The 23513-nt window shown below is 58.7% G+C and carries 20 protein-coding genes; 16 read left to right on the top strand and 4 right to left on the bottom strand.

The annotated features are described in order from the left end of the window. Positions 1-3: 3 nt before the first annotated feature. Both ACP7A4_RS13550 and ACP7A4_RS13545 read left to right on the top strand, forming a co-directional pair. Positions 4-903, top strand: a complete 900-nt coding sequence (locus ACP7A4_RS13550) for a DUF2242 domain-containing protein (protein ID WP_426247371.1) — start codon at positions 4-6, stop codon at positions 901-903. A 92-nt stretch (positions 904-995) separates the two neighbouring features. Continuing rightward, complete coding sequence (locus tag ACP7A4_RS13545) at positions 996-1124, top strand: hypothetical protein (RefSeq protein ID WP_256209838.1); 129 nt, start codon at positions 996-998, stop codon at positions 1122-1124. Positions 1125-1140: 16 nt separating this feature from the next. Here the strand turns inward: ACP7A4_RS13545 and ACP7A4_RS13540 are convergent, their stop codons facing one another. Further along, positions 1141-2181: an AraC family transcriptional regulator gene (locus ACP7A4_RS13540; protein ID WP_059763318.1), complete on the bottom strand. Its 1041-nt coding sequence runs from the start codon at positions 2179-2181 to the stop codon at positions 1141-1143. A 3-nt stretch (positions 2182-2184) separates the two neighbouring features. Next, positions 2185-3315 (bottom strand): carbon-nitrogen hydrolase family protein, encoded by a 1131-nt coding sequence (locus ACP7A4_RS13535; RefSeq protein ID WP_059763317.1) that lies wholly within the window; start codon positions 3313-3315, stop codon positions 2185-2187. A gap of 212 nt (positions 3316-3527) precedes the next feature. Between ACP7A4_RS13535 and ACP7A4_RS13530 the strand changes: the two genes are divergently transcribed. Continuing rightward, positions 3528-5564, top strand: coding sequence for an FAD-dependent oxidoreductase (locus ACP7A4_RS13530; RefSeq protein ID WP_426247368.1), 2037 nt, complete (start codon positions 3528-3530; stop codon positions 5562-5564). Positions 5565-5611: 47 nt separating this feature from the next. Then, the gene (locus ACP7A4_RS13525; RefSeq protein WP_426247366.1) at positions 5612-6532 is read left to right on the top strand and encodes a 1-aminocyclopropane-1-carboxylate deaminase/D-cysteine desulfhydrase; all 921 of its coding nucleotides are present in this window, start codon (positions 5612-5614) and stop codon (positions 6530-6532) included. Here ACP7A4_RS13525 and ACP7A4_RS13520 read toward each other — a convergent pair. Continuing rightward, positions 6529-7077, bottom strand: a complete 549-nt coding sequence (locus ACP7A4_RS13520; protein ID WP_203302552.1) for a cytochrome b — start codon at positions 7075-7077, stop codon at positions 6529-6531. The two genes, ACP7A4_RS13525 and ACP7A4_RS13520, sit on opposite strands and share 4 nt — an antisense overlap. 55 nt (positions 7078-7132) lie before the next feature. Then, a complete protein-coding gene (locus ACP7A4_RS13515) occupies positions 7133-8116 on the bottom strand; it encodes a DUF1853 family protein (RefSeq protein WP_059763313.1) in 984 nt (327 codons plus the stop codon). Between the two features lie 101 nt (positions 8117-8217). Here ACP7A4_RS13515 and ACP7A4_RS13510 point away from each other — a divergent pair, with 101 nt between their 5' ends. The 12 genes from ACP7A4_RS13510 to ACP7A4_RS13455 all read left to right on the top strand — a co-directional run bounded on the left by ACP7A4_RS13510 (position 8218) and on the right by ACP7A4_RS13455 (position 23451). Continuing rightward, positions 8218-9108, top strand: coding sequence for an NAD(+) kinase (locus tag ACP7A4_RS13510; protein ID WP_048364997.1), 891 nt, complete (start codon positions 8218-8220; stop codon positions 9106-9108). Beyond that, positions 9108-10079 (top strand): metallophosphoesterase, encoded by a 972-nt coding sequence (locus tag ACP7A4_RS13505; RefSeq protein ID WP_059763312.1) that lies wholly within the window; start codon positions 9108-9110, stop codon positions 10077-10079. Before ACP7A4_RS13510 ends, ACP7A4_RS13505 begins: the two co-directional genes overlap by 1 nt. Continuing rightward, positions 10076-10954, top strand: coding sequence for a rhomboid family intramembrane serine protease (locus ACP7A4_RS13500; RefSeq protein ID WP_426247363.1), 879 nt, complete (start codon positions 10076-10078; stop codon positions 10952-10954). Before ACP7A4_RS13505 ends, ACP7A4_RS13500 begins: the two co-directional genes overlap by 4 nt. Positions 10955-11079: 125 nt before the next feature. Then, positions 11080-11340 (top strand): YeaC family protein, encoded by a 261-nt coding sequence (locus ACP7A4_RS13495; protein WP_059763310.1) that lies wholly within the window; start codon positions 11080-11082, stop codon positions 11338-11340. After that, a complete protein-coding gene (locus tag ACP7A4_RS13490; RefSeq protein ID WP_059763309.1) occupies positions 11337-12167 on the top strand; it encodes a DUF2797 domain-containing protein in 831 nt (276 codons plus the stop codon). The genes ACP7A4_RS13495 and ACP7A4_RS13490 overlap by 4 nt, the downstream gene beginning before the upstream one ends. A gap of 12 nt (positions 12168-12179) precedes the next feature. Continuing rightward, positions 12180-14837 carry an aminopeptidase N gene (gene pepN, locus ACP7A4_RS13485; RefSeq protein WP_426247360.1) on the top strand — a complete coding sequence of 886 codons (2658 nt, stop codon included), beginning with the start codon at positions 12180-12182 and terminating at the stop codon, positions 14835-14837. A gap of 186 nt (positions 14838-15023) precedes the next feature. Continuing rightward, on the top strand, positions 15024-19727 hold the full coding sequence (locus tag ACP7A4_RS13480) for a dermonecrotic toxin domain-containing protein (protein WP_426247358.1): 4704 nt from the start codon (positions 15024-15026) through the stop codon (positions 19725-19727). Positions 19728-19809: 82 nt separating this feature from the next. Further along, positions 19810-20109 (top strand): DUF5629 family protein, encoded by a 300-nt coding sequence (locus ACP7A4_RS13475; protein WP_426247356.1) that lies wholly within the window; start codon positions 19810-19812, stop codon positions 20107-20109. Further along, the gene (locus ACP7A4_RS13470; protein WP_426247354.1) at positions 20099-21271 is read left to right on the top strand and encodes a lactonase family protein; all 1173 of its coding nucleotides are present in this window, start codon (positions 20099-20101) and stop codon (positions 21269-21271) included. Before ACP7A4_RS13475 ends, ACP7A4_RS13470 begins: the two co-directional genes overlap by 11 nt. Positions 21272-21409: 138 nt before the next feature. Continuing rightward, positions 21410-21583 carry a hypothetical protein gene (locus ACP7A4_RS13465; RefSeq protein WP_165599935.1) on the top strand — a complete coding sequence of 58 codons (174 nt, stop codon included), beginning with the start codon at positions 21410-21412 and terminating at the stop codon, positions 21581-21583. Between the two features lie 249 nt (positions 21584-21832). Further along, entirely contained in the window at positions 21833-22915 is a 1083-nt protein-coding gene (locus ACP7A4_RS13460; RefSeq protein WP_426247352.1) for a catalase family peroxidase, read from the top strand. Then, positions 22912-23451: a cytochrome b gene (locus tag ACP7A4_RS13455; RefSeq protein WP_426247350.1), complete on the top strand. Its 540-nt coding sequence runs from the start codon at positions 22912-22914 to the stop codon at positions 23449-23451. The genes ACP7A4_RS13460 and ACP7A4_RS13455 overlap by 4 nt, the downstream gene beginning before the upstream one ends. The last annotated feature ends 62 nt before the right edge of the window (positions 23452-23513 follow it).

Below are 23513 nucleotides of genomic sequence, written 5' to 3'. Positions count from 1 at the left end.
TCAATGTTCAAGTCATTCCCCCTGCGTACTGCTTTTGCCGCCTTTGTGCTGACAAGCCTCGCAGGTTGCTCGACGCAGAAAACCGCGATTTACGAGCATGAAAATTTCGATGACTCCGGCACGTTCTCGCGCAACTACCCGGTGGCCGACAAAGCCGCGTGCGAAGCGGCGCGCCGTGCCTTGCTCAGTCAGGGCTACATCATCGGCAGTCGCGATCCAAAAATGATCAGTGGCCACAAAAGCTTTCAACAAACCGGTGAAAGCCATCTGGAAATCAGCTTTAGCGTGGTCTGTGCCGATGAGGGCGCAGCCAGCCATCACTCCACCATGTTTGCCAACGCCTTGCAGGACCGCTATGCGCTGAAGAAGGTGAATAATTCGGCCAGCCTGGGGGTGGGCGTGTTGGGGTCGGTGTCGATGCCGATTGGCTCGACCGATGACTCGATGGTCAAAGTCGCCAGCGAAACCGTGTCGTCGGCGCAGTTTTATGATCGTTTCTTCTCCTTGGTTGAAGTGTATTTGCCCAAAGATGTGAAACAGGCTGCGCACATTGAAGAGACACCCAAGGCTGACCTGGGGGTGCCTGACGCGGTGCCAGCCAAGGTGGATGACGTCCCGGGCGCGCTTGCACCGGTGGCTCCGGCCGTTATCGCCCCGGTTGTGGTTCCCGCCGCAACACCGTTGGTTGAACCGGTCATGGCCGAACCGGTCGGCTCACAGCCGGTGGTGCCGCCAGCCGAAGCAGCGCCCATTACCCCGATCGAGGTGCCTGTAACACCGCAAGTGCCAGCGCCTGATGCACCGCAGGCGCCTGATGCCCCGGCACCTGAAACGTCCCAACCCGCTCAAGCGCCGGTGCCCGTGACGGCACCAGCAACCCTTGAAGCGATGCCGATGCAATAAAGGCGCGGTAAATCCGAAACGTTCTGCTACGTTTAATTCTGAGCGCCGGGTCAGCCCGCGAAGGTGTCATTTTTCCTTCATGCGGGCACCTTATGCTGGCTCGAACACGACCACAGACACACAAGGATGCCGACATGGATGACTATCAGGAAGAGCTGCTTGAATATCAGGCATCTGAACTGGACCCGCTGGACCCCGCTGACGACGCCACCGAGTTGTGATCGCAGGGTTGCCCTGTCAAGCCGACTGGCGCTGGCGACGTCGAAACTCTCCCGGGGTTTCGGCGTTCCAGCGTTTGAAGGCGCGTTGAAACGCCTCGGCTGAGGCAAATCCCAACAAATACGCAATTTCACCAAACGCCAACTCTGTATCGCGGATGTAGGTCATGGCGAGGTCGCGGCGCGTGTCGTTGAGAATGGCGCGAAACTGCGTGCCTTCTTCGGTGAGCTTGCGCCGCAGGGTCCAGGTCGGCAGCTTGAGGCGCGCAGCCACTTCTTCCAGGTCGGGTTCACGGCCGCCGTTGAGCAACGGTCCGAGCAGTTGAGTGATGCGTTCGCGCAGGCTGCGGGTGCGGGTCAATTGCTCCAGTTCGCGTTCACACATCAGCAGCAGACAAGACCAGGTGCTGGGGCAATGCTGCGCATTGCGCAGGTCCAGCGCGTCATGGTTCAAGCGCAACTGATTGGTGTCGGCGCGAAAGTGCAGCGGGTGATGGCTGAGGTGGCGGTATTGCTCGGCGTAATCGGGCTCACTGAACTCGATGTCGATGTGTTCACTGATCAGCGTCGTGCCCGCCACCGACGATAATTGGTGCAGCCAGCCGCAAATGATCGAGTCCACGACAAAGCGGTTATAGGCGTTATACGGGCTGATGGAATAAAAGCGCAGCCAGGCGCCCTGGGCATCTTCGTGCAGGCTCGACTGACCGCGGTAATTGGAGCCGTACAGCGCTTCGAAACGAATCAACGTGCGTGCCGCTTCACGCACCGTGGGCGCCTGGGCGGCTGTCACCCCGGCCAGCCCGGCCTGGCTCAGGCGGCTCAGTTGGCCCATGCGCAAACCCAGCGCCGGTTGCTGGGTCAGCGCAATGGCGGCATGCCCCAGGCGCATGTAGCGCGGGATCGACAACCGCGCCAGCGGCTGGCTCAAGCGGGCGGCATCCAGCCCGTACTGGTTGAGCAAGGGCTGCGGGTCGTGGCCATAACTGCGCACCGCATCGGCCAGTTGCTGCACGAAGCCGACCGATAAATCCCCCAGGCGCATCGGCAACGGTTTCATGGTTTACAACCAGAGATTGAGCAGGCGCGCGCTGGTCACCGGCATGTCGTGGCTGGTCAAACCATTACGGCTGATAAAACTTTGCCCGCCACTGTGCTTGTTCCAGAACTTGCCTTGTGAGAACACCGTGATTCCGGCTTCGGCAGTGCTGGTGGGCACGCTGCTGATGAGCGTTAAACGGTGCCAGGCTGCGCCCTCGCTGACTTCACCGGGTTTAAGGCTGATTTCGCTGGGTGTCGAAACGCTCTTATAGCCGCCCCACGGTTTTTGCCAGGTGTCTTTGCCGGTGATAAACGCAGGTACTGCGATGAACTGCGCCTGTTGCTCGTTGAGTGAGCGATAGTTTTCGGGGTACCAGCTGTCGCTGCCGACCAAAATGCCCAGGCGCCCGGCCGGGGTGTCAATCACATTCAACTGGTGGTCGGGGCTGGGCTGGATGTAGGTTTGTTCTTCATAGGTGGGCAGCAATTGACGCTGCGGTTTGCCCTGCGCGGCGCCATTGCGGTCAAACACCACGCTGCTGTTGTACAGCGGCCCTGTGCCTGCCCGCAGCGTGCCGTTTTCGATGCGCGGGTCGGGCAGCGCAATGCTCCCGGCCACCAGCGTCACGCCGAACTCCTTGGCCAGTCCGCCAAACAAGGTTTGGTAATCAGCGGCCATGCTCGCGGCTTTCATGCGCAAGTGCGCATCGTTGAGGCGGCTTTCACCGACTGCGCCCAGCCACGCGCGGGTGAACGTCAACGGGTTGCTGATGGCCAGCCAGTGCATGGCTTCGCTCAAATCGCGGGCTTGGTACAGTTCGTTTTTTTCACCGCGAAACATTAGCCAGGTGCCAATGTGTTCGGGTAATACGACGATGGTTTTGTCGTTGAGCAAACCGGCATCACGCGCTTTGCTCATATAGGCAGCCAGCTTGAGGTGCAGCAGCGCCAGGCTTTGATAGTCACGCGGCGACAGTTGGGCTTCGATGCCTAACAAGTTGCCACGTCCGCTATCGACGCCGTCGTTGATCGCCAGTTCAACCCGCAGGTCAGACAGGTAGTGGCCGACCTCTCGTTGCTCGGTCCAGTACGCATAACCGCCACCCGCGGCGGCAAGGGCAATCAGTAGGGTGCAGCCAATTAAAGTACGCATGGGAAATAGAGCAGGCAACCATTTGCAGGATTCGGCGTCTAGGGTAGGTGGCGTATGCGCACTTGCCAAGGGGCGCTGCGCAATTGGGTTAATAATTTGTCACTTTGGGTCATTGAGCGGGATCGGGCGTGCCATTACTGTGCCTTACCTTCAACGACGGGAGCCGCAGAGCATCCCGCGTTCCGTGAATTAGCCTGTTGTGGAGCAACCTGATGACTGCCACTCACTACCCGCATTTGATGGCCCCGCTGGACCTGGGTTTTACCACGCTGCGCAACCGCAGCTTGATGGGCTCGATGCACACCGGCCTTGAAGAAAAACCCGGCGGTTTCGAGCGCATGGCCGTCTACTTTGCCGAACGCGCCCAAGGCGGCGTGGGCTTGATGGTCACAGGCGGCATCGCGCCCAACGACGAAGGCGGTGTGTACAGCGGTGCAGCCAAACTCAGCACCGCTGAAGAAGCCGAGAAGCATGTGGTGGTAACGCAAGCGGTGCACGCAGCGGGGGGCAAAATCTGCTTGCAGATCCTTCACGCCGGGCGTTATGCCTACAGCCCGCGCCAGGTGGCGCCGAGTGCGATCCAGGCACCGATTAACCCGTTCAAGCCCAAAGAGTTGGACGAAGCGGGTATCGAGAAGCAAATCAGCGATTTCGTGACCTGCGCCAAACTGGCGCAAAGCGCTGGCTATGATGGCGTCGAGATCATGGGCTCTGAAGGCTACTTCATTAACCAGTTCCTGGCGGCGCACACCAACCAGCGCACTGACCGTTGGGGCGGCAGCTATGAAAATCGCATGCGCCTGCCGGTCGAGATCGTGCGCCGCGTGCGTGAAGCGGTGGGTGCGAACTTCATCATCATTTATCGCCTGTCGATGCTTGATCTGGTGGAGGGCGGCAGCGTCTGGGATGAAATCGTGCAACTGGCCCAAGCGGTCGAGCAGGCCGGTGCAACCCTGATTAACACCGGTATTGGCTGGCACGAAGCGCGTATTCCGACCATTGCCACCAAAGTCCCGCGAGGCGCATTCAGCAAAGTCACCGCCAAGTTGCGCGGCTCGGTCAGCGTGCCGCTGATTACCACCAACCGCATCAACACCCCTGAGATCGCCGAGCAGATTCTGGCTGAGGGCGATGCCGACATGGTGTCGATGGCGCGGCCGTTTTTGGCTGACCCTGAATTCGTCAACAAGGCCGCTGCCGGGCGCAGCGATGAAATCAACACTTGCATTGGCTGTAATCAGGCGTGCCTGGATCACACCTTTGGCGGCAAACTCACCAGTTGCCTGGTCAACCCGCGCGCCTGTCATGAAACCGAACTCAACTACTTGCCGACCATTGCCGTGAAAAAAATTGCTGTGGTAGGTGCCGGGCCTGCGGGCCTCTCGGCGGCCACTGTGGCGGCCGAACGGGGGCACCAGGTCACGTTGTTTGATTCGGGCAGTGAAATTGGCGGCCAGTTCAACGTGGCCAAACGTGTACCGGGCAAAGAGGAGTTCTTCGAGACCCTGCGTTACTTCAAGCGCAAGCTGCAAACCACTGGGGTCGAGGTGTGCCTCAATACCCGCGTGAATGTTGAGCAGCTGCTGGCGGGCCACTTCGACGAAATCATTCTGGCCACCGGCATTGCACCGCGCACCCCGGCGATCCCGGGTATCGATCACCCCAAAGTCCTGAGTTATCTGGATGTGATCCTGCAACGCAAGCCGGTGGGCGCCAAGGTGGCTGTGATTGGCGCGGGCGGTATCGGTTTTGATGTGTCGGAGTTTTTGGTACACAAAGGCGCATCCACCAGTCAGGACCGCGACGCGTTCTGGAAAGAGTGGGGCATTGACACCCGGCTTGAAGCCCGTGGCGGGGTGGCAGGTATCCAGCCTGAGGTTCAAGCGCCCGCGCGTCAGGTGTTCCTGTTGCAGCGCAAAAAAACCAAAGTGGGTGAAGGTTTAGGTAAAACCACCGGCTGGATTCATCGCACCGGCTTGAAAAACAAACACGTTCAGATGCTCAACAGCGTCGAATACCTGAGCATTGACGATCAAGGTCTGCACATCCGCATCGGCGAGGGCGAGCCGCAACTGCTGGCGGTCGACAACATCGTGATCTGCGCAGGCCAGGACCCGCTGCGTGAATTGCAGCAAGGTCTGGAAGCCGCCGGGCAGTGCGTGCATTTGATCGGTGGCGCCGATGTTGCCGCTGAGTTGGACGCCAAGCGTGCGATCAATCAGGGGTCGCGGCTGGCGGCCGAGCTATAAGCGATTGAGGTGCGCTAAACTCCGCTCATTTTTGAGCGGAGTCTGCCGTGAATGTGCCTTTGATCGACTGGCAGCCTTATGCGCCTTTGCAGCGCTTGCACGTTGACTGGCTGACAAACGCAGGGGTTGAGGTGGCGGTGCTGCGCCTGGATCTGATTGACCCACTGATCAGTGGTAACAAATGGTTCAAGCTGCATCATCACTTAAGGGCCGCTCAGGCCGCTGGCGCGCAGGGGCTGATCAGCCTCGGCGGGGCACACTCCAATCATTTGCATGCGCTGGCCGCTGCGGGTAAACGCTTCGGCTTTACCACCGTGGGCCTGCTGCGCGGGCACCCTCAAGCAACCCCGACCACCCGCGACCTGCAAGACTTCGGCATGCATCTGCATTGGCTGGGGTTTGCCGGGTATCGCGCCCGGCATGAGCCGGGTTTCTGGCAGCCTTGGCACGCGATGTATCCGCAGTTACACACCGTGCCCGAAGGCGGAGGCGGGCTGGCGGGCGCTTTAGGGTGCGCGCCGCTGGTGACGCAGGTGCGCGAGCAACTGGGTGCTGTCGGCTGGGCGGATTATGACGCGTGGTGGTTGGCCGCGGGCACCGGGACTACGCTGGCAGGCTTGGTGCTTGCAGACCCGCGCGAGGTGTATGGCGCGCTGGCGGTGCCGCAGGATCATGGGGTGGCACCTAATGTGCTGGCCATCTTGCAACAGGCCGGGCAGGCCTCGCGGCCCTATCAGTTGATCGAGGCCTGCCGTGGCGGGTTTGCCAAGGTCGATGATCAGTTGCTTGAATTTATGCGTGCCAGCGAACAGTCGAGTGGGGTGCCGCTGGAGCCGCTGTACACCGCCAAGGCCTTGTTGGCGCTCAAAGAGGCGGTGCAAACGGGGCATATTGCACGCGGTCGGCGAGTGGTTTTTGTACACACCGGCGGCTTGCAGGGCCGCCGGGGATTTGCATCACCGGTTTAGCTGCGCTTGGGCAGCATGCGCAGCAAGGTGTTGTCTTTGATCACGTAGTGATGCGCCAGGCCGGCCAGTGCATGCAGACCGATCAGCCAGTAACCAAGGGTGCCGCCCAGTTCGTGCCAGCCCTTGATCTGTTTGGCAGTGTCGATGTCTTTGAGGGTTAACGGCGGCAGGTCAAAGCCGTAGAAAAATATCGACTTGTCGTTGTAGCTCAGCACCAGATAACCCATGACCGGCATGGCGATCATGAACACATACAACGCCCAGTGCATGAGGGTCGCGAGTGCGGTTTGCCAGGCGGGCGGTGTTGGCGTGATGGTGGGCGCCACGCCGAGGGTGCGTGCCAGCAGGCGCAGCCAAACCAGCGCAAACACGGTTAAACCGAGCATGAAATGTGCATCTTTCATCAGCGTGCGGCCGTCGCTGTCTTTGGGGAAGATCCCGCGAAACTCGATGGCGGCGTAGATCAATACAAATAACAGCACCATCAGCCAGTGCAGGGCGATGGACATACGACTGTAACGGTCAGTCGAGCTTTTCCAGGACATGGTGTTTCCTCACGGTTCAGGTCTTGAGCCTGCGTTCTTGTCTGACGCAGTGCGTTCACTTTAATACGGTTGCACTCGATTGCATGGTTTCGCTGTTACCCGGCAGGTTTGGCCACACGTCGGACACCAGAAACAAACGCTCGGCTTCCTCCCAGTCACCGTCGTTGTTTTGAGTCAGGCGCACCAATAATTGCGCGGGTGCCTGGGGATGCAATTGGCTCAGCCAGCCCTTGAGTTGGGTTGCGCTCCAGCAGTCTTGCGGGCCGTAGTGGGCGGGCGCCAGCCACGCATGGCGGGGCAGCGGCTGCCAGCAGCCTTGGGCGCTCTGACGGACAAACGCAGGCCAGTCGCGCTGGTGCAACCACCGCCCACGCAAGTGTTGAGGGTGAGCGCCCGCTGGTGGCTGCGCATGGCCGGGCCACGGGTACAGCAGGTAGCCGCCCAGCCACAGGTGCGCGCTGAACTGTTGGATATCCAGCCCGGCCAGAATCTCGCGGCTTTGCGCCCGGCTGGACATCGGCAACTGATGCTGGGCGAAGTGGTTGAGTTTGCGGTCCAGTCGGTCATTGCTGCCGGGGCCAAGCCATTGCGCGGGGTCGCGGCCGTCGCCTTGTTGCGGCCCCAGATAGAGCTTGATCGCCAGTTCGAGGTGATGCACGCCGTCGCGATCACGCAACAGCATGTCCAGTTCGCCCAGCGTGTGGCCACCCACGCGAATGGGCAGGTTGGCTGCAATCAACGCCACACCGGGTGCGTGCTGGATAGCAAACTGCCACAGTCGCTCGTAGTAACGGCCGAGCCTGCGCGTGGTGGCCTGCGCGAGCCAGTCCTCCAGGGGTTGGCTGTGCTGATCCAGTGCCCGCAGCCAGTGTTCGAGCGCATCCGGGGCCTGTACCCAGTCGCTGCCAGCCAGCGGGTGACGTTGTGGCCACGGGGTTTGGCTGAGCATGGGGGGCGCGAGGATCACCCACGCCAAATCCCGCACCTGGGGGTGACGTAGCTGGCGGGGCAGGTTGAGCAAGTCGGGGAAGAGGATCATGCTGCGAGCATAGCGTGCTGAAGGGCTGAAAGGGTTTTGTCTATCGTGTGCTTTCGCCCATAATCGTCGTTTTCGCCCGTCACGTATCCCGCAGGAGCCTCATGGAGCAATTTCGTAATATCGGCATCATTGGTCGTTTGGGCAGTTCGCAAGTGCTCGACACGGTTCGCCGACTGAAAAAATTCCTGCTCGAGCGGCACATGCACGTGATCCTCGAAGACACCATTGCCGAAGTGTTGCCCGGTCATGGCTTGCAAACCTCCTCGCGCAAAATGCTCGGTGAAGTGTGCGACATGGTGATTGTGGTCGGCGGCGATGGCAGCTTGCTGGGCGCCGCTCGCGCACTGGCGCGGCACAATGTCCCGGTGCTGGGCATCAACCGGGGCAGCCTGGGTTTTTTGACCGACATTCGTCCGGATGAACTGGAAGTCAAAGTGGCCGAGGTGCTCGACGGCCATTACCTGGTTGAAAACCGCTTTCTGTTGCAAGCCGAAGTGCGCCGTCACGGCGAAGCCATTGGCCAGGGCGACGCGCTGAACGACGTGGTGCTGCACCCCGGTAAATCCACGCGCATGATCGAATTCGAATTGCACATCGACGGTCAGTTCGTGTGCAGCCAGAAAGCCGACGGCCTGATCGTTGCCACGCCGACTGGCTCCACGGCCTACGCCATGTCGGCCGGTGGCCCGATCATGCACCCCAAGCTGGATGCCATCGTCATTGTGCCCATGTACCCGCACACCCTCAGCAGTCGGCCGATTGTGGTGGATGGCAACAGCGAGCTGAAAATCGTGGTGGCCAAGGACATGCAGATCTACCCGCAAGTGTCGTGCGACGGTCAGAACCATTTCACCTGCGCGCCCGGCGACACCATCACCGTCAGCAAAAAAGCGCAAAAGCTGCGCCTGATCCACCCCTTGGACCACAACTACTATGAAGTGTGTCGGACCAAGCTCGGTTGGGGTAGCCGACTGGGCGGTAGGAGCGACTGATGCTCGATCCCGCGCGCAGTTACGATCTGATCGGTGACGTGCATGGCTGTGCTCATACCCTTGAGCATCTGTTGGAGCGTCTGGGCTATCGCAAACATGGCGGTGTGTGGCAACACGCGCAACGCATGGCGGTGTTTCTGGGTGACATCATCGACCGTGGTCCGCGGATCCGCGAGGCGCTGCATATCGTGCGCGACATGGTTGTGGCGGGGCACGCGCTGTGCCTGATGGGCAACCATGAGTTCAACGCGTTGGGTTGGTGCACACCGGCGCCTGCGGGCAGTGGCAAGCAGTATGTGCGTGAGCACAACCCGCGCCACACCCGGCTGATCCACGAAACCCTGGAGCAATTTGCCCAGTACCCCGGCGAGTGGCGCGACTTTGTGCAGTGGTTTTACGACATGCCGCTGTTTGTCGATGCCGGTCGTTTTCGGGTGGTGCATGCCTGCTGGGATGCGGATGTGATTGCCACCCTGCGCGCGCAATACCCCGATGGCTGCATCGACGAACCGTTCCTGCAAGCGGCGGCGCAGCCTGAAAGCTTTGCCAATATGAGCTTCAATCGCCTGCTGCGCGGCACCGACATGCGCTTGCCGAATGGCATGACGTTGACCGGTGGCGACGGTCTGACACGAGCGTTTTTTCGCACCAAATTCTGGGAAGACGACCCCAAAACCTACGGCGATATTGTGTTTCAGCCTGATGCACTGCCCGCAGGCGTGGCACAAAAGCCACTATCGCCCACTGAAAAGAGCGCCTTGCTGCGCTACGGCATTGAAGAGCCGATGTTGTTTGTCGGTCACTATTGGCGCAGTGGCAAGCCTGCACCGATCCGGCCAAACCTGGCCTGTCTGGATTACAGTGCCGTGTTGTACGGCAAGTTGGTGGCCTATCGTCTGGATCAGGAAACACGCCTCGATCCGCACAAATTTGTATGGGTGGATGTTGAGCGCCCGGAGGCTATTCAATGAGTGCTGTTGCTGTATTACGTTTGCCGCTGTCGACTGATTTAAGTGGCTTTGTCAGCCTGCTCAAGCGCCTGCAAGTGCCGCATCGCGTCAGTGAAGAGGCGGGCGAGCAAGTGGTGTGGGCGCCAGACAGCATCGCTGACGATGTGCGCAGCCTGTATCAGCGTTTCCCTCAGGGTGATCCCGAGCATCAATTGCCGATCGTTGAGCGCCCGCAGGCGATGGCGCGCCCCGGCTTTGTCCAGCAACTGCGCGACAGTCCGGCCACTGCCGCGATTTTGCTGTTGTGCATCATCGTCGCGGGGGTGACGCAACTGGGTGAAAACCTCTCGACCCTCAGCGGGCTGACGTTTCTCGATTTCAGCATCCGCGGGCAGTACATCCAGTTCACACCTTTGTCGGATAGCCTGGCCGCCGGGCAATGGTGGAGATTGTTCACCCCGATGCTGATTCACTTCGGTTTCTTGCACATCGCCATGAACGGCCTGTGGTACTGGGAATTGGGGCGACGCATTGAAATGCGTCAGGGCAGCATCAATCTCATTGGGTTGAGCCTGTTGTTCAGCCTGGTGTCCAACTTTGCCCAGTACCTGTTTGGCGGCCCGAGCCTGTTTGGCGGCTTGTCCGGCGTGCTGTACGGCCTGTTGGGGCATGTGTGGATTTACCAGTTGATGGCGCCAAACCCGCTTTATCGCCTGCCTCGCGGGGTTTTGGTGATGATGTTGGTGTGGCTGGCCGTGTGCTTGTCCGGTCTGGTGTCACTGATCGGTTTTGGCCAGATCGCCAACGCCGCCCACGTGGGCGGGCTGTTGATCGGTTGCCTCACCGGTTTGCTCGGCGGCCTGTGGGCCCGCAGAAAGCAGACTCATGCCCTGTAAGTCGATGCCCAAGGCTGCGATGTATACGTGGCGAGCCTTCCTGAAATTAGCGAAGGTTTTTTCGGCCCTATCTCAGCCTGCGCCAGCGACTACGCGATTAATTACTTTTTAGTGGAAAAACAACCATGTCCTCTTTCAACGAAATGATCCAAAACATCACCCCCGAGATCTACCAGAGCCTGAAACTGGCCGTGGAAATCGGCAAATGGGCGGACGGTAACAAGTTGACCGCCGAACAGCGCGAGCTGTCGTTGCAGGCCATGATTGCCTGGGAGGTGAACAACCTGCCGGAAGACCAGCGCACCGGTTACATGGGCCCGCAGGAGTGCAGCTCCAAGTCCATCTCGGTGCCTAACATCCTGTTCAAATCGGATGCCATCCATTGATTGAAATTGGTCGTGGTGCAATCAGCAAAATGTCGGCAAGCCTTGAATCGCCGACTGTTCAATATGCGTTTCGCTTGGGTGACACCGAGGTGCCGGTCAACCCGTTGATCGGCACTAAACTGCGCCTGGAGTTTTTGGGGGCGATCAACTGCACCCACTGCGGGCGCAAAACCAAAAAAAGCTTCAGTCAAGGGTATTGCTACCCCTGCATGACCAAACTGGCCCAATGCGATGTGTGCATCATGAGCCCGGAGCGTTGCCACTACGACGCAGGCACGTGCCGTGATCCGTCGTGGGGTGAGCAGTTCTGCATGACCGATCACGTGGTGTACCTGGCCAATTCGTCAGGGATCAAAGTCGGCATCACCCGTGCCACGCAGTTGCCTACGCGCTGGCTCGATCAGGGCGCCAGCCAGGCAATACCGATTGTGCGTGTGGCCACGCGACAGCAATCGGGGTTTGTCGAAGACCTGTTTCGCTCGCAAGTGGGGGACCGCACCAACTGGCGTGCACTGCTCAAGGGCGACGCCGCGCCGGTGGACCTCGTTGCAGTGCGTGAGCAATTGTTTGAGAGCTGTGCCGAAGGCCTGCAACAGTTGCAGGAGCGTTTTGGCCTGCAAGCGGTCCAACCTTTGCATGACGTTGCGCCCATCGAGATTCGTTACCCGGTCGAGCAATACCCGAGCAAGATCGTCAGTTTCAATCTGGACAAAGATCCGATCGTCGAAGGCACGCTGATGGGGATCAAGGGCCAGTACCTGATCTTTGACACCGGCGTTATCAACATTCGCAAATACACGGCCTACGAGCTGGCCGTGCATCAGTAAAAGGACTCCAGCATGCGCACCGAACAACCGAAAATGATCTACCTCAAGGACTATCAGGCGCCCGAGTATCTGATCGACGAAACGCACCTGACCTTTGAATTGTTCGAGGACCACACGCTGGTTCATGCGCAGCTGGTGATGCGTCGCAACCCGGAACGGGGTGCAGGCTTGCCGCCATTGGCGCTCGATGGCCAGCAGTTGGAGTTGCTGTCGGTCAAGCTCAATGACCTGGAGCTGACGGCGCAGGACTATCAGCTCACGGACAGCCACTTGACCCTGCACCCGCAAACCGAACAGTTTGTACTGGACACCAGCGTCAAGATCCACCCTGAATCCAACACCGCGCTTGAGGGCCTGTACAAGTCCGGCGGCATGTTTTGCACCCAGTGCGAGGCTGAAGGCTTTCGCAAGATCACCTACTACCTCGACCGCCCTGACGTGATGAGCACGTTCACCACCACGGTGATCGGTGATAAAAACCGCTACCCGATCCTGCTGTCCAACGGCAACCCGGTGGGCAGCGGCCCGCAGGACGACGGTCGGCACTGGGCGACGTGGGAAGACCCGTTCAAAAAACCGGCTTACCTGTTTGCGCTGGTGGCCGGTGATCTGTGGTGCGTCGAAGACACCTTCACCACGATGAGCCAGCGCGAGGTGGCGCTGCGTATTTATGTCGAGCCTGAAAACATCGACAAGTGCCAGCACGCCATGAACAGCCTGAAAAAATCCATGCGCTGGGACGAAGAAACCTACGGCCGTGAATACGATCTGGACATCTTCATGATCGTGGCCGTCAACGACTTCAACATGGGCGCAATGGAGAACAAGGGCCTCAACATCTTCAACTCCAGCGCCGTGCTGGCGCGTGCCGAGACCGCGACCGACGCCGCCCACCAGCGCGTTGAAGCCATCGTTGCGCATGAATACTTCCACAACTGGTCGGGCAACCGCGTGACTTGCCGCGACTGGTTCCAGTTGTCGCTCAAGGAAGGCTTCACCGTGTTTCGCGATGCAGGTTTCTCGGCCGACATGAACTCGGCGACGGTCAAGCGCATCCAGGACGTGGCCTACCTGCGCACTCATCAGTTTGCTGAAGACGCAGGCCCGATGGCTCACGCGGTACGCCCGGACAGCTTCATCGAAATATCCAACTTCTACACCCTGACGGTGTACGAGAAAGGCTCGGAAGTGGTGGGCATGCTTCACACCTTGCTCGGTGCCGAAGGTTTTCGCAAAGGCAGCGACTTGTACTTTGATCGCCACGACGGCCAGGCCGTGACCTGCGACGATTTCATCAAAGCCATGGAAGACGCCAACGGCGTGGACTTGACCCAGTTCAAGCGCTGGTACAGCCAGGCCGGGACGCCGCGCCTGAGCGTCAGCGAGCAGTACGATGGCGCGAGCCAGACCTACAGCCTGACGTTCAGCCAAAGCTGCCCGGCCACACCGGGGCAGACTGAAAAACTGCCGTTTGTGATCCCGGTGGCACTGGGCCTGCTGGACGCCAAGGGCAAAGAACTGCCACTGCAATTGGCGGGTGAATCGTCGCCTGCGGGCACCAGCCGGGTGTTGTCGGTGACTGAAAGCCAGCAGACGTTCACTTTTACCGGTATCGCTGAACAGCCGCTGCCGTCGTTGCTGCGTGGTTTCTCGGCCCCGGTCAAACTGCACTTTGCGTACAGCCGTGACCAATTGATGTTCCTCATGCAACACGACAGCGATGGCTTCAACCGTTGGGAAGCAGGCCAGCAGTTAGCGGTGCAGGTGTTGCAGGACTTGATCGGGCAGCATCAGCGCGGTGAAGCGCTGGTCATGGATCAACGTCTGGTTCAAGCCCTGCGCAGTGTGCTGGGCAATGAGCAACTGGATCAGGCGATGGTGGCAGAAATGTTATCGCTGCCGGGTGAAGCCTACCTGACTGAAATCAGTGACGTTGCGGATGTGGAGGCGATTCATGCCGCCCGCGAATTCGCCCGCAAACAGCTCGCTGACAGCCTTTACGATGCCTTGTGGGCGCGTTATCAGGCCAACCGTGAAGTGTCCAAAACCACGCCGTATGTGCCCCAAGCGTCGCACTTTGCGCGCCGTGCGCTGCAAAACATCGCATTGTCGTACCTGATGCTCACAGGCAAACCCGAAGTGCTGGCCGCCGCCCTGGAGCAATTTGAGCACAGCGATAACATGACTGAGCGCCTGACAGCGCTGGCGGTGTTGGTCAATTCGCCGTTCGAGGCTGAAAAGGCCCAGGCACTGGCCAGTTTTGCCGAGCACTTCAAGGACAATCCGTTGGTCATGGATCAGTGGTTCAGCGTGCAGGCGGGCAGCACTTTGCCTGGCGGCTTGCAGCGGGTACGCGAGTTGATGGAACACCCGGCCTTCAACATCAAGAACCCGAACAAGGTACGCGCGTTGATTGGTGCGTTCGCCGGCCAAAACCTGATCAACTTCCATGCGGCGGACGGTTCGGGTTACCGCTTCCTGGCGGACACGGTCATCCAGCTCAACGGCTTTAACCCACAGATCGCTTCGCGCCAGTTGGCACCGTTGACGCGCTGGCGTAAATACGACAGTGCCCGTCAGGCGCTGATGAAAGCTGAGCTGGAGCGCATCCGTAATTCGGGTGAGCTGTCCAGTGATGTGTTTGAGGTGGTGAGTAAAAGCCTGGCGTAAAACCCGGGGGTAAAAAAGGCGCTCTCCGAGGTTTGGACAGCGCCTTTTTTATGGCTTGCAGAACGCCCGATCAACGTCATGCCCCGCGCCATAAAGGTGTACCGCAGGTGCCGGGAGTTTTTGCTTTTAGATGAGCGTCAAGGGTGGCTGAGCCGCCCATTTGATCCCTCTGGAAGCCGATATCCCATGACAAACCTCCCGGATTCGCCGTTGGCGCTGAGCCCCGCCGAGATGCTGCGACAGGCCATCGCCCATCAATTCTCTGCACGGCCGACACTGCGCAGTGCTGTAAATGAGCTGCTTGAAAAAAAACTGACCAGCAAGCTAGGGCCTTGGGAAACCTTGCCGCCGCTCAATCAACTCAACATTGTGTGGACGGTTGATCAGCGAGAACAGGCGCTGAGTGTGCCGCGTCAGCGCGTGTTGCTCGAGGCGGTGCTTGAACATATCGCCTGTGCAACGCCCCTTGACTACACGTTTTATGAACCCCGGCAATGTTTTCTGGCACAGGTGCCGGTTGGCGGTGTTGCGTCAGCGAGTGCTGCCCCTGTGTTGCCGATGACAACGGTAGAGCGCGTGATACGTGAGGTGTTGCGCGAGTGGAACAGGGCTTTTCAAACGGCAGTGGTTGATTATTGGAACCAGCCGACGGGGACCTTTCGCAGTCGCCAGCATTGGCTGGCCACGTTGCTGGGTGACACGTTGCTGTCCTCGGCCAATACCCGTGGCGGGCTCAGTGATGAGCAGATTGACGCGGTGCGCCAGATACTCAAGTACCCGGTGATCGAGGACCGATGGCGGGTGTTTGGAGCTGCTGAACGGCCCAGGGCGTATGTCGCCCAGTTGCAAGTGAGCCACGCACAGGCGACGTATGCGCCGCTCTCTCCCGATCTTCTTATCGCGCACAAGGTCGATGGCCACGAGCAGATGTTGCAATGCAAGCCATCCGGGGCTATCGAAGCCTTTGCAACGTGGAGTGCTTATGGCCGCATCATGGGCAGGATGCTGGGCGCACGTTACCTGATAGATTCGCTGACATGGAAACGCTACGAACCCAGCGGCAACTGCCTGCACACCCAGGCGATGATTTTGCTCAACAATCAGCTTGAGAGGGTGGCAGCCCTTGAACCGGCTTCACGGGTAAAGGACTGCACGGTAGCAATGCTTGAGCGCCAGCTTGGCGACCTAACGGACCTGAGCGCGGGGTTTGCCGATGAGGATGAAGCCGACGCCGTGTATGACGCGACGGTATTGGGGCGGGTGTTTACGGCGTTGCCTCAATGGTTACAACAGGCAAGCGAGGCTGATCGCTTTGTTTACCGCTCGCACGTTATTGACCTGGCCAATGTCCTGCGTAACGCCAAAGGCCAGACGTTTAACGACGGTATTGATGACCTGCACACGTACGCGTCCAAAGTCCTGCGTGAACAAATGTTCAAGGATCAGCCTTTGGCGCCCGGGTATTACTCGGACGACATCGAACTCGATTTTCTCGTGGCCAGTGGTCTGCCGGGCACCTCGGGCAGCGTGCACACGGTAACGTTCACGCTGACCGAGCTGGCGTTGCAAAACCTGGCCGCGATCCCCAGCGGGCACATGACGATTCGGCATCGGCATAATCAACTGATTCAAGACTGGTGGATGACGCCAACCTACGTGAAATCACTCATTCAACGGGTGAATGTGGGCGCCAAATACCCGCAATTGATCACGCGTTTGCTGATAGGTGATGCAGATGAGTCTGCGCGACGAGAAACACTTTTCGTTGATCAATTACGCGTCGCGCTGCCGATGCTGGCCCTGGAAAAACTGTTGAAGGGGGAGGGAGGGCTGAGCATGTGGGGTTACCGCTGTATCGCCGCATTGATGCAGGTCGACGTCGCCTCCAGAGTGCTTGACGGTCAGAGCGTCAGCATTAGCCCATTGGCGTTGTTGAGCACACCCAAAGCGGTCCCTGATTATGCGCGCAACATGTTTGTGATCGGCCTGACCCATGACCCCGACGGGCGTTGCGTATTGTATCGGCCATTGTTCAAGGCGGTGTTGCTTGAGTTTGCGAGCGCGCAAGCCATGCTGGCTGCGATACGCGAGAAGGGGGACTTGCGCAGCAGCGTACTTGACTGGATGTCCGAAACGTCGCGCACCACGATGGAGGCCGGTGTTTTGAGCCTGGTCAATGTGCGTCTAAAGGCATCTGAGACATTTTATCTGCGTCCTTTAAGCAGTCCTTTTCTGCATGATTTGTTTATGGAAACCGCCCTGACATTGATTGAGTTGGCTGATCGCCAATCGGTGTCGAATACGGAGAGCCGATGGGCAATCCTCAAGGAAGGGGGCTGGTTACTTTTCAATACGGTGGTGCCGTTATTGCGCGGACCGGTAGCCGTATTCTCTTGGGTATTACTCACTGTCTCCGCGCTTAAGCACGATATCGAAGCGCTTGGCAGTGACAGTGAAGACACCAGGGCACCGGCAATTATTGACCTGCTTTTTAATATCGGGATGGTGTTGCTGCATGTGACTCAACCCGTACCGTCCAGCGATGAGCCATTGCATGAGGTAGCGAATGTCGCACCGCGGTTGATCGGCCCGGCGGTGCGCCCGCCCGAAGTGGCCTTCGAACCTGACTCAGTCAAGGTTGAACAGGGGGTCACTTATTTTTCCAGCGTCGCGGTGGGCAATCAGCACAGTGCGCTGGATTTCTCCTGGTTCAATAATCCGCGTATCTATTTGAACGAAACGCATCTCACGTGGCTGGACCGTAACCAGGGAGTCGACCCGGGTGAGCGCGACCCGGTCGCGCAGGGTCAGTACAAGGGCTTGTATATCATTGACAACACATGGCACGCCATGATCAGAGGCCACAGTTATCAGGTATCCCTTGAGGATGAGGGCGTAGTGCTGGTCAGCCCTAAAGACCCGACTCAAACAGGGCCATGGATCCGCCCAGACTCAGCCGGAAACTGGGACTTTGACACGGGTATGCGCTTGCGTGGAGGGGGGCCCAAGACCCGCCGCGAACTGGCAGCGCAAATGGCGCTGCGCAACAGGCGTATCAATGAGTTGAATAACAAATACTTTGCGTTCCATGACAGGGAGCAGGAGATCCATACCCAGCTCAGTGATGCGCGGACAAAGGCAATTGAAACGCAAGAAGGCGATTTAAGTAAGCAACTGACCTATCTCGAAAAAACATTGCGGGTCAAAAGCCTGAGATCGCTTGCCGAGAAAAGCCGTGCGGAATTTGCAGTGGAGCACGCGAACTTCAAGGAGCGACACGCGCTAATGAGCGAGGTTAAGGACCATATCCGCGAAGGCAACTTCAACGAGGCTTTTTTCGATTTTGCGACGGATATCGTCTACGCCCAGCACCTGTATATCGTCCATCTCGTTGCCTTGTACCCCGAATTCAGTGGGCCGCCAGAAGAGATTCTGGCCAGAAATGAGAGGGATCGTTATGCCAGCTTCAGGCGTGAACTCTTCAAGGCGCACCAGCAACACTTGAACGATTTTCGCGAACAGGTTCGGCTTCTGGAGGTGCTGCGCGAGTCCCCGCGTGTGGGTTATGCAATGGCCGAAAAACGGGTCAGCGCGATGGCGCTCATAGAGCGCCCTGATGGCACTCGACAGCAGGCTACGGAACTGGATTTTATGTCGATGCATCTGGGAATCCTGACCGATGTTGTTCCCGTGATTGCCTTTGGCGAAGATTGGCAAGCGCTGAGAGAAATTGTCTGGCCGTTGACGTTCTCCCTGCAAACGCATGCGCAATTGGCCGATACCAGCCTGTTCACGCACAGCGAACGTGTGGAAATCATGACCGATTTACAGGAGCGCTATGCCAGGGCGCAGGACGCGCTGGCCATTTTGCACCTTGAGGTGGGATACCGCTTCAATCGGGTCGAATACAACCGGTTAACAGAAATGATTGAAGGGTTCAGCCTCAAAATTGAACAGCAACTGGCTGAAGAGGCCCGGCGACAAACGGAGTGGCTTCCATCGCAACCCAATCCCTCGCGACGGGTGCATCCGGCCTCCAGAATCATCAAAACCCGCAAACATGGTGTTTTGATTGGTGTGGCGCGCCCCCGCGCGTCCGATCAAGAGCCGTTGGAAGTGGAAGTGGGTGATTCTCTTCTGCGCGAACCGATAGATCGACCGATGAGCCCGGGTGCGAGCCTGCCCAGGATGACCTTTCGCGAGTCATCGCCCAACCGCTGGGAGGCCATAGAACCAATAATGGCCCCTGTGCCAGCCCGTGCGCTGGGTGTCATTCGCGCCCAATGCAATGAGTTGTTGAGCAAGGTTGACCCCAAGATCAACCGCGTGAAGGTGTACGCCAATAACTCAAAATATCCTCTGGAACTTGAAGAAATTCTGGAGCGAGACGCGCAAAAGCTTGATGCACTGATCAGCGAGATAGAGCGTGGCTTTGCGCACGAGCCGGTTCAGCAAAAACCCAAGCCAGGCACCCCCCAGTCATTGCTCAAACGTTTGCGTGAGGGCGCGCACAAGCTACGCGAACAGGCGTTGTGGATCCTGAAGTCGTTGCCGCCGACCGAGGCAACTGTTGAGTTTTTACTGGACAAGGGCGATGTGCACCTGCTCAAAGATGGCGGTCGGGTCAAGATGTTTGGGCCTCGTAACGATTTCGTGCAGGAGTACCAGGTACTCAACAAAAAAAATCAGGTGGTGTGGTATGCCCATCTTCACTATGAAACCCTGAATGCGCCTGATAACCCGCCCACGGCGGCGCATTTCAAACTCAAGGATCAACGTAAAGTCAGCAAACAAAGCCTTGAAGCCAAAGCCAGGCCGGGTGAAAAAGTGCCTGAGGTGTATTACGGCAAAATCAGCCAACGCATGATTGTTGAGCGCTTTTTGCTTTGAATTCGCTGAGTGATCACTGTTTTGCGTGGGTAACTGCGACGGATTGACCTATCATTGCGCCTTTCTTACAGGTGATTGATGAATGAGCGATTCAAACCAGACCTTGCGCGCAGCCCTTGAAACCAGCGATATGTTGGTCATCGACGGGCTGCATGCCTGGGATTTCTCTCTGGACGATGTGCAATTGCTCATCACGTGCATGGACGGTCGCGCCGAAAAGCGCTGGAGCTTCAACCCGGCGCAGCTCGACGCGGCCGTATTCGACGACACGTTGCAAAGCTGGACCCTGACCGGTGACTGCGTAGAACACCGTCTGGTTTGCTTAAAAGCGCTGAAAGCCACGAACGATGACGATGATTACGAGGTCGCTGATGAAGCTTAAATGGTTGCCCTTGTTGATGGCCTCAAGTGTCGGCGCGATGTCGGCGCAGGCTGCATCTGAAAGCGAAGTCGAGCTGCTGGTCGGTTCCTATACCCAGGGCAAAAGCCAGGGCATTTACCGCCTGCAATTTGACAGCGATAAAGGGCGTATCACGCCCCAACCGCTGCAAGTGTTCAAGACGGATAACCCGTCCTGGCTGACCCTGTCCAAAGACCAGCAACGGCTGTTCGTGGTCAATGAGAACGGGCAAGGGCAGGCAGACATCGCGGGGCGCGTGAGCAGCCTGGCGATTGACCCAAAAACCAACCGTTTAAGCGCGATCAACCAGGTTAAAACCCTGGGCGAAGAACCCACCCACTCCAGCTTGAGCAGCGATGAGCGTTACCTGTTTGTAGCCAACTACGGCGTGCATGCTGACCCCGGCGGCAGCCTGGCGGTGTTACCGATCAGCGCGCAAGGTGAGTTGCAACCCGTGACGCAGATGAGCAGCCATCCGGCCAGCCGGATAAACCCTGAGCGCCAGATGTCTGCCCATGTGCACTCGGTGGTGTCGTCCCCAGATGGCCAGTTTGTCTATGCCAGTGATTTGGGCGCGGACAAGGTGTTTGTCTACCGTTACAATCCGGCTGCCAACCCCGAGCACCCGTTGGTCGCCGCAGAGCCGGCCGCTATCGAGTTGCCAGCGGGTAGCGGTCCGCGTCACCTGTTGTTCTCCAAAGATGGCAAGCACGCGTACCTGACCACTGAGATGAGTGCGCAGGTGTTTGTGTTTGATTACGACAAGGGTCAACTCAAGCAGCGCCAGGCCATTGAACTGGCCCAGGGTAAACCTGCGCAAAACCGTGCGGCTGGCGGCTTGCATGCGTCACCCGATGGCAAGTTCCTGTATGTGAGTAACCGGGGCAAGGCCAACGAAATGCTGGTGTTCAGCATTGACCCGGCCACTGGCGAGTTGACCGAAATTCAGCGGCGTTCGGTTGAAGGTGATCACCCGCGTGAGTTCGCCTTGAGCCCGAACGGCAAATTTTTGCTGATTGCCAATCAGATGAGCAACGCCATTGTGGTGCTTGAGCGTGACCCGAAAACCGGCCTGCTGGGCAAGACTGTGCAGACCCTTGAAATGGATGCTCCCTCTGACTTGAAGTTCATCAATCGCCCGTAAAGCGCGGGGTGCAGCGCTGTATCAATCACGCTGATACCCGCTAGTGCTGCAATGAATTTTTGCCGGATGACCCCCGGCGTTAAGTTGGCTCCACGGCCTGAAAAGGCAGCAAGCCAACTGAATCGTCGAGGGTTAACCATGAACTTCAATCTTTTCTCTGTGATTGCCGCGTCCGCCATCTCTGCCACCGTGGCTCTACCCGCCAGCGCCACACCGCTAGCCAGTGATAAAAAATCGATGGCCTACACGCAAAAATACCTTCAGCAAAGTGCGAACTTCTATGCCGCGCTGGATCACAAAACCCAACCCTGAAAGCACGTCAGGCTGACCGTTCGACAGGGGATGTGTTCGCACAATGACCGATCAAAAAATGGCACGAAGCCTGCAGGGTGTTGGTCGGTTAATCGGGGCGTTGCCATGAAGACGTCTAGGATTAATAGTGATTCCCGGGGGCGTCAAAATAATGTGTAGAAAATAATCGCCCTGCCACGGGAATAAGCCTGCGTGGCCTGTGTCTCATAGGCCATCCCAACTGTCGGCCCCGTGGCCGTGGAGTGCATTATGGTCGATCAGTTGCCGCCCCGGCGGCCTGCAAAATCCCCCTTGAGTTCGAGTGCTGCAGTGGTGCGTTTGGCCGGTATTGGTGCGGTCGTGGCCGTTATAGGTGCCGCGTTTTATTACGTAAATGGAACGTTCGACCCGCAACGGCTGCAACCCAAGAGTTTCGTCAACGCCCTGGAGCACAACAACGGCCTGCACCCTGGTTTCAGGCGCAACCACGCCAAAGGCATCTGCGTGGTGGGCTATTTCGAGAGCAACGGCGATGCGCAGGGCGTGTCCAGTGCGCAGGTCTTCCACCCGGGGCGTACGCCCGTGGTCGGGCGCTTTGCACTGCCCAGCGGTAAGCCGTATGCGCCTGACAGCAGCGTGCCACTGCGCAGCCTGGCGCTGCGTTTTACGCAAGCCAATGGCCAACAATGGCGCACCGGGATGAACAGCATGCCGGTATTTCCGGTGGGCACCCCCCAAGCCTTCTACCAAATGCTTCAAGCGGGCAGCCCTGAACCTTCAACCGGTAAGCCCAAACCCACCGCCATGCCCGCCTTTTTTGCCTCGCACCCCGAAACCGCCGCGTTTTTGCAATGGGTGAAAACAGCCAAACCTTCTGCCAGTTATGCCACTGAGCGCTACAACGCGATTAATGCCTTTTACCTGGTGAATTCGGCGGGCGAGCGCCAGGCGGTGCGTTGGGGCGTAGTGCCGCTGGATCAGGATGCACCCGGCGCCACTGCCCCGAACGAAGCCGATTATCTGCAGCAGGACTTGGTGCAGCGCATAGCCAACGGGCCTTTGAAGTGGCAGTTCAATTTGACCCTGGCCGAGGCGGGCGACCCGATTGAGGACGCCAGCAAAGCCTGGCCCGCTGCACGCAAAGTGATCACGGCGGGCACGTTGGTGCTCACCAGCACACAGGCGCAGAACAGCGGCGAATGCCGCGACATCAACTACGACCCCTTGATCCTGCCTGCGGGCATCCAGGCTTCCGCAGACCCGTTGCTGGCCGCGCGGTCTGCCGCCTACGCCAGTTCGTATCACCGGCGCACCGGTGAAGTTGATCAACTCCCTCAGGAGCCACGCCCATGAGCGCGCCTGTCTCTCACTTCGCGCCGTTGGCGCGCCTGCTGCACTGGCTGATGGCCTTGATGATCGTGAGCATGCTGTTTATTGGCGCGGGTATGGCCGCGTCGGTTTCAGAGCGGCACGTATGGCTGCTCAATCTGCATAAACCGTTGGGCATTGCGATTTTGTTGTTGGTGGTGGTCCGTCTGTTTGTGCGGTTTTCGACCCGGCAACCGCCACTGTCGGCCGATTTGCCTGCGGTGCAAGTGCTCGCGGCCAAAATGTCCCATGTGTTGTTGTATGCGCTGATGTTCACCTTGCCGCTTGTGGGCTGGGCGATGATCTCGGCGGCGGGTGAGCCGGTGATGCTAAGCCAATCGCTGCAACTGCCCGCCTTATTGCCCGCGAACGCCAAGACCTTCGCCTTCTTGCGCACCGCGCATACGTACTTGGCGTATTTACTGTTCTTCACCGTCTTGCTGCATGTGGCGGCAGCCCTGTTTCACGCGTGGGTACGACGCGACGGGGTGCTCAACAGCATGCTGCGTGGTAAAGACTGAGTTGTATGCCAGCAGCACTGCGCGCAGGCGTTGGCGCAGGCTGCGATCTTTCGATTCTGAAA

It is taken from the genome of Pseudomonas sp. TWR3-1-1 (assembly GCF_049896545.1).
Taxonomy (GTDB): Bacteria; Pseudomonadota; Gammaproteobacteria; order Pseudomonadales; family Pseudomonadaceae; genus Aquipseudomonas; species Aquipseudomonas weihenstephanensis.
Note: the sequence above shows the minus strand (reverse complement) of the source record. Positions and strands in the feature narration are given on the sequence as shown.